The organism is Ideonella sp. P3_A4, from assembly GCF_056403075.1.
The window spans coordinates 1-2,976 of sequence record NZ_JBFUGE010000688.1 but is presented as its reverse complement, the minus strand read 5'-3'; the positions used below and the strand labels follow the sequence as shown (position 1 = coordinate 2,976).

2 protein-coding genes are annotated in these 2,976 nt (G+C 67.6%); both read right to left on the bottom strand.

Annotated features, from left to right (window positions below; all coding sequences use genetic code 11):
• Window positions 1-1,815, bottom strand: a 1,815-nt coding sequence (locus tag AC1DYI_RS31170; RefSeq protein WP_477207990.1) for a hypothetical protein, incomplete at its 3' end; no start/stop codon positions are given.
• Window positions 1,812-2,976 (bottom strand): M23 family metallopeptidase (locus tag AC1DYI_RS31165; RefSeq protein WP_477207989.1); only part of this gene is annotated, 1,165 nt, incomplete at its 5' end. The genes AC1DYI_RS31165 and AC1DYI_RS31170, both read right to left, overlap by 4 nt.

The following is a 2,976-nucleotide window of genomic DNA, read 5'->3' as shown; positions in this document are numbered from 1 at the left end:
GAACAGCACGCCGCCGAAGATCCACCAGAGCACGAAAGGCTTGGCGTCGCTGCCCGCGGCCACGGGCAGGCCGTAGTCATCGCGCGAGATCAGCTTGAAGAACAGCATGCCCAGCAGCGTGTTGACGAGGCTGGTGAGCGGCCCGCTCATGTCCCAGTTCTTGGGCCTGGTCTCGTTTTCGTAGGTCCACGAATCCGGCCGGTCGCGGTTGTTGGGGCCGGTGTAGTTGATGAGCGTGAAGACGCTGAGCGAGATGCTGCGCAGGGCGTTGGTGACGACGCTGATCGTGAAAGCATTGATCGCGTCACCGCCCAGCAGCGTGAGCCACTGCAGGAAGCAGTTGGTGCCGTTGGTCTTGCTGTGCTTGCCTTCGAGCGAGCCGAGCAGCACCGTGAGGATGGGCACCAGCGGCGAGAAYGGGTACTTCGCGCCCATGCCCCAGCCGGCCTTCTGCGCGATCAGCGAGGGCAGGGGCGTCTTCGCGATGCCCGAGGAGCAGGCGCGGCCCCAGTTCCACAGCCACAACGGGATGTTGACGGCATATTCCTTCGGGCTGGCGGCCATCGCGATGCAATGCCACAGCCCCGCGACCGCCTCGACCAGCACGGCGGTCACGTGCGCCCAGGTCTCCAGGAAGGGGGCCGAGAAGGGGCCGAAGGTGAACCACTCGGTGCTCTCGATCTTGAACTGCTTGAACTCGTGCCACTCGGACGGCGTGTCCCTCTCGTCCAACTGCTCGTCGGGGCCACCCGCGCGGCGCAGCACCAGCTTCTTCCGGTCGGCGCTCAGCCACACCTCGTCTTCCGGGTAGCCGGGCACGACCTTCATCGCCAGCGCGGCGCCCGGCGTGTTGTTGGAGCAGGTCTGGCGGCGCGTGGCATAGAGCCACGAGGCGTACCAGCAGTAGGTGCCGTCGTCGCTGCGCTCTGAAGGCGGGGTCGATGCGTGCGCAGGCGAGTTCGGCCCGGCCTTCGCCCGCATGCGCTTGCCCGGCGCAGCCTTCATGGCCTTCGACGCTTTCAGCGAGTGCGGCACCGGTGGCGCCAGTTGGCCACCCACCTGGGCGCCGGCCACGAGCCGCGCGATCTCGGCCACGGCACCCAGCACCGCCTTGAGCTTGCCGAGCAGGCATTCGCCCTGGTCGCGCAGCTTGGTGATGCCGGTGCGGCGCAGCTCGGCGATGAGCAGATCGGCCAGCCGATTGGGGTTGAGGTCGAACGCGGGCAACACGCCGTACAGCTCGGGCTCGACGCGGCGCAGCGCGCAGGCCACGGCCATGCGCGTGGCCGCCGCATCAGCGCTCATCGCCGTCACGCCTTCGAGCAGGCCGGCTCGCGCTTCTTTGAAGAAGAGCGCGAGCGTGTCGCGGATGAGGTTGCGATCCAGGCCCAGCGTTTCGCTGAACACCGCGGCCAGACGCCGCACCAGCGCGCGCAGGCCATCGTCGGACAGGCTGTCCAGCGACGCGGCCAGCGCGTCGACCGCGTCGGCGATCTTCAGCAGCAGATCGGCGGGCGACTGCGGCGCGTCACCGCTGCCCAGGTCGATGAAGCTCTGGATGCAGGGCTGGAAGACGCCGCGCAGCTCCGGCAGGGCGCGCGGAAGGCCCTCGGTGATGCGGGCCTGCAGGTGGTTGCCCACCGCTTCGCCGGCGCGCTTGAAGGCGGGCAGCACGGCCTCGAGTGCCGCCGGGTCCATGACGATGCGGTGCACCAGTGCGAGCAGCTCGTCGCCCAGGTCGGCCTCGGGCGAACGCCCGGCCATGCGGGCCAGCGTTTGCGGCTGCAGCAGAGTCGAGGCGATGCCGCTGGTCATGCTGGCAACTCCTCAGTGCGATCGTTCTCCGACGTGTACCAGGTCAGGCGCACGGGCACGCCGTCGCCCGGCACGTCAGCGAACACGAAGGGCAGTGTGTACAGCTCCAGATCATCGTCAGCCACGCGCTTGGCGCGGTCGGCCATGTCGTCGGGCGTGGCTGCACCCGGCTGAAGGTGCATGTGCAGGTGGTTGTGCATGCTCTTGCCGGTGTCGCCGGCCTGCATGATCGGGTTGCCCTGTTGCACCCGGGTGCCGATGATGTTCGGCGGCTCGATGTTGTAGGTGTCCTTGAAGACCTTGCGCACGCTGCCGTTCACGCCGTGCATGTAGATCGCATAGGTCGTCACGTCGGCGCCGTCGAAGCCCTTGTCGTGGTCGTCGTTCCGCTCGTCGTGGCGGATCAGCACGTAGTTGCGCTTGGTGGTGTCGGTCTCGCCGCGCCAGTTTCCCGTGGCGCCGAGCGCGTCCATGAAGTCGAAGGCGTCCTTGGCGGCCTGCGTCTGCGTGTCTTCGTCCRGGTCGGTGTCGTCGGGCACCCAGTCGAACCAGTCGACCACCGTGCCGCCGCGCGCTGCCAGCACCTCGTCGCCGAAGTCGTGCGCGAAGTCGATCGCGTAGACCTGCGGCTTGTTGCCGTTGTGCAGCGCCATGTGGCTGAACATGCCCAGGTGCGCCTGGCCGATGAAGTAGTGGACGTCCTTCTCGTACGGAAGCTTGTAGGGTGAACCGTCCTTGGGCGGGTAACCGTCGAAGTCGGCGCGCGCCGGCACGTACTCTTCGTGGTCTTTGTTGATCTTGGGCGTGTAGTGGCCGTCGTTGGTGTCGCCTTCGCGGAACAGGTAGAAATACAGAACGAAGTCGCGCAGGCCGCGCAGCGCACCCCAGCCGAGTTCCTTGGCGAGCAAGCTACCGTCCACATGCCGCGAAAGGGCCCATACGGCGAGTGCGCCGAGCGCGCTGCCGACAGCACCGACGGCTGGCGCGCCAAGCAGCCACCAGCCGAAGACTTCCCAGTTCTGGTCGTAGAACGGGTACGAGTAGTACTCGCGCGGGATCAGCTCGACATACAGCCACAGCGAGAGGAACGCGACGCCGCCGATCACCGGCCCGCCGTGCTGCCAGTTGCAGGGCACGGTGCCGGCGGTGTCAGGGCCGGTC